General features: G+C 36.5%; 4 protein-coding genes. All 4 read right to left on the minus strand.

Annotation, left to right across the window (positions count from 1 at the left end):
- Nucleotides 1-68: 68 nt before the first annotated feature.
- Nucleotides 69-353, minus strand: a complete 285-nt coding sequence (locus RT405_RS12080) for a UPF0223 family protein (RefSeq protein WP_313470003.1) — start codon at nt 351-353, stop codon at nt 69-71.
- A gap of 13 nt (nt 354-366) precedes the next feature.
- Nucleotides 367-1,311: a lactate/malate family dehydrogenase gene (locus tag RT405_RS12085; RefSeq protein WP_313470004.1), complete on the minus strand. Its 945-nt coding sequence runs from the start codon at nt 1,309-1,311 to the stop codon at nt 367-369.
- Nucleotides 1,312-1,559: 248 nt separating this feature from the next.
- Entirely contained in the window at nt 1,560-2,966 is a 1,407-nt protein-coding gene (gene lpdA / locus RT405_RS12090) for a dihydrolipoyl dehydrogenase (protein ID WP_313470006.1), read from the minus strand.
- Nucleotides 2,967-2,979: 13 nt separating this feature from the next.
- On the minus strand, nt 2,980-4,251 hold a 1,272-nt coding region (locus RT405_RS12095), incomplete at its 5' end, for a 2-oxo acid dehydrogenase subunit E2 (protein WP_313470007.1).

A 4,251-nucleotide genomic window follows, 5' to 3' on the forward strand; every position in this document is an offset into this window, starting at 1 on the left:
CTAGTTGATTCAAGACCTCACTTCCCTTCTATTCTTTTAAATTATCATGTACTTCCTTTATTTTCTACTTATTTGCTTGTTATAAGAAGCGTTTTTTTATCGGTTTTCTTAGCTTCTTGGACTACTTTATAAAGAGAATAACCCGAAATAGATTCAAATTCACGACTCCACTTTTTTTCTTCACCAATAGAAGGCAATACTTGCTTAAAACTTTTGTATTTTTCTAAAAAGAGTTCTCGGTTTATCCCTGTTTCATAGGCTAATTCAACTGCCCGCCATAAATTAATCACTTTTTCCATTTCATCTTTTGTCCAGTCATAATCCATTGGGTAACTATAATTTTTATTATCCATTTTCTACTCCTTTTTATCCTTTTTCTATCCAATCTAAATTTGCTCGGATATCTTTAGCTGCTGCCAGCAATTCTTGTTTTTCTAAATCCGAAAAATTTATCCCTGTTGTTTTACGTATTCCTTCTTCGCCCAGCAAAACTGGAAGAGCTAAAGGAATATCTGTCATCTCCTCTATGTTTACCAAATGAACTAACGGAACGATCGCTTCTTCGTTTGTTAAAATAAATTGCACCAACTTTATTAGAGCAGCTGCAGTAGTAAAAGGAGAAGTAAACGTATCAGAAAATAAGTTTTTTTCTAAAATTTTCTGCTCTATTTCAAACATGTCTTCTTGATCCATACCACTATCAGAATCAATCGTTAAACTAAGAATAGAATTACCACCAACGTTAGATCTACTCCAAGCAGCGATTTTATGTTCTTTTGAGCTGCCGCCAATAATGAAAGCATTGATATCTCGCGGCGAGATCCCTAACTTTTGACTTAATAATTGCTGAAACAAAACAGAATCAATGTACGTTCCAAGCCCAAAAATCTGTTCTTTAGGCAATCCAGAGAACTTCCAAATCAAATAAGTAAAAATATCAGTCGGTTCTGTTGCAATTAATACTATACCGTTAAATCCATTTGCCATTGCCTGCTTAATGATTTTTCTAATTAAACGTATATTTCTTCTTAAGTGATTTTCATCTGTTTCTTCTTCTAATTTTTTTTCATTAGCAGTGATGACCATTATATCTGTTGTTTGAAAATCTTTTTCGTGTCCAATAGTAAAAGACCCAGAAGAAAAAAAAGCTGTTGCATACTGTAAATCATGAATCAACTCTTCTTTTAAATCATTTTGTTGAAAGAAAAACACTTCAGATAATTTTAATTTCAGCATACTAAGAAACCCGAATTGATAGGCTCTGTCATCTGTACCAACGATCATTATTTTTTTATCTTGTTTTTTAGTCACTTTATCTCCTCCAATAGCAACAGTTGTTAAAAATTCAGATGAATAAAATCAAAGTCGACCCCTCTCACTTTTCATTATAACAAAAACCCGTTGGTTTCGTGTCTTTTTTGAATTTCAGATATAAAAAAAGCACTTATTCTTTACAGAATAAGCGCCCTTTTTTAATTGGAACACGTCTTTATTGGAACAATGAAGACGAGAAGCTGATTTCTATTCTTCAGCTCTTTTTTATTATTGATTGTCTTAAATTACATATGAATTGGTAGACCTAATGCTAATTCAGAAGCATCCATTACCGCTTCTGATAAAGAAGGATGAGAATGAATAGTTAAAGAAATATCTTCTGCATTCATTCCAGCTTCAATAGCTAATCCTAATTCTGCAATTACATCACTAGCTGAAACTCCGACAATTTGGGCTCCAACAAGCACATTGTCTTCTTTAGTAGTAATTAAACGTACAAAACCTTCGTTAGCATTTAAAGAAAGTGCACGGCCATTACCAGCTAAAGTGAATTTAGATGATTTAACGTCCATTCCATTTTCTTTAGCTTCTGCTGCAGTTAAACCAACAATAGCTAATTCAGGATCTGTAAAAGCTACAGCAGGCATTGCTTTGTAATCAACAGCAACTTTTTTACCTGAGATTGCTTCAGCAGCAATTTTAGCTTCGTAACTAGCTTTATGAGCTAGTGCAGCACCAGGAACGATGTCGCCAATAGCGAAGATGTTTTTAACACTTGTACGTCCTTGGTTGTCTACCTTAACTAAACCGCGTTCTGTTAATTCAATTCCAGCGCCTTCTAAACCAAGTTCGTCAGTGTTAGGACGACGACCAACCGTTACCATAACATAGTCAGCGTCAATTGATTGTTCAGCTCCGTCAACTTCGTACTTAACAGTCACTCCGTTTTCAGTTTCCACAGCTTCTTTAGCCATTGCTTTTGTTACCATGTTAATGCCTTTTTCTTTGAATGATTTTTCTACAAATTTAACCATATCTTTTTCGAATGTTGGTAAAATTTGTGGAGTACCTTCAAGAATAGTAACTTCTGCGCCTAAATTAGCGTATGCTCCACCTAATTCAGTACCAATGATTCCGCCGCCGATAATAACTAATTTCTTAGGAACTTCTTTTAAAGCTAGTCCACCAGTTGAATCGATCACACGTTTGCCGAACTTAAATCCTTTGATTTCAATTGGTCGGATTCCAGTTGCAATAATGGCATTGTTGAATGAATAAGTTTGAGCAGCTGTTTCGCCCATGACACGCATTGTGTGTTCATCGTTAAAATAAGCTTCTCCTCTTAAAATTTCAACTTTATTCTTTTTCAATAAGCCTTCAACACCTTTAGTAAGGGTTGAAACAACTTTATTGTTTTTCCATTCTTGCGTTTTAGCAAAGTCTAAAACAACATTTTCAGCTGTAACACCGAATACATCTGAGTGCATAGCTTCTTGATAATGATGTCCTGCACTGATTAAAGCTTTTGAAGGGATACAGCCAACGTTCAAACAAACGCCGCCAATATATTCTCTTTCCACGATTGCTACTTTTTGTCCCATTTGAGCAGCACGAATCGCTGCTACATAGCCCCCTGGGCCTGAACCAATAACAACTGTGTCTAACTCTATTGCGAAATCTCCTACTACCATTTTGTACTCACCCTTACCCTTCCATTAATAATAATTCTGGATCAGCAAGCAATGCTTTTAACTCATTCATTGCTTTTTGTGCAGTTGCTCCATCGATAATACGGTGGTCAAAACTTAATGACAATTGCATAACTGGTGCCACTACAACTTCATCATCAGCATTTACAATTGCTTTTTTAGCAATACGACCAACACCTAAAATAGCAACTTCAGGGTAATTGATAACTGGTGTGAACCAACCGCCGCCAATTGATCCAATGTTACTGATAGAGATAGAGCCGTTACTCATTTCGTTAGCTGCTAACTTACCTTCTGTAGCTTTACCAGAAAGCTCAGTAATTTCGCCAGCGATAGAGAAAATGCTCTTAGCGTCAGCATCTTTAACAACTGGTACAAACAATCCGCGATCTGTATCTGTAGCGATACCAATGTTGAAGTAATGTTTATAAACAATTTCGTTTGTTGAATCATCAATTGAAGCATTTAAAGCAGGGTATTTGCGTAAAACAGATACGACAGCTTTAACAACATAAGGTAAGAACGTTAATTTAACGCCTTTACCTGCCGCAACATCTTTGAAACGTTTACGGTGTGCCATTAATTTAGTAGAATCTACTTCATCAAATAATGTCACGTGCGGAGCGGTTGCTTTACTATTAACCATAGCTTTAGCGATTGCTTTACGCATACCTGTCATTGGTTCGCGTGTTTCAAGTTCTGCTTGAGAAGATTTAAATGGTTGAGCTGGAGCTGCTGCTTTAGCTGCTGGAGCTTGTTTTGTTGCTGCTGGAGCTTCAGTAGTTTGTGCTGCAGGAGCTGCTGAACCATTTTTCTTGAAGTTTTCAATATCTTCTTTTGTTGTACGGCCGTTTTTGCCTGTCGCTGTTACTAAGCTGATATCCACATCATTTTCACGTGCAAATTGACGTACTGATGGCATAGCAAGTACACGTTTGCTAGAGTCAGAAGTTTTTACAACACTAGAATCTGTTGAAGCGCCTGCTGCTGGATCTTTTGCTTCACTTTCAGCTGCTGGTTCTTCTGGAGATGTAGCAGGTGTTGCACTTTCAGTATTGTGTTCAGGAGAATCAATCTCAACGATTGCTTGTCCTACCATTGCAACTGTTCCTTCTTCTACCAAAATCTTTTTAACAGTACCTGAAACTGGAGAAGCAATTTCTTCAACTGATTTATCGTTTTGAATTTCTACGATTGAATCTTCTTCTTTGATTTCATCGCCTTCAGCTACTAACCATTTTACGATTTCGCCTTCAGCCATTCCTTC

Origin of the sequence: Carnobacterium sp. (genome assembly GCF_032094055.1) — a bacterium.
Lineage (GTDB): Bacteria > Bacillota > Bacilli > Lactobacillales > Carnobacteriaceae > Carnobacterium_A.

Coding starts and splice junctions, on each gene's coding strand:
- lpdA (WP_313470006.1), bottom strand. CDS start 2,966: ATGGTAGTAGGAGATTTCGCAATAGAGTTAGACACAGTTGTTATTGGT.
- RT405_RS12080 (WP_313470003.1), bottom strand. CDS start 353: ATGGATAATAAAAATTATAGTTACCCAATGGATTATGACTGGACAAAA.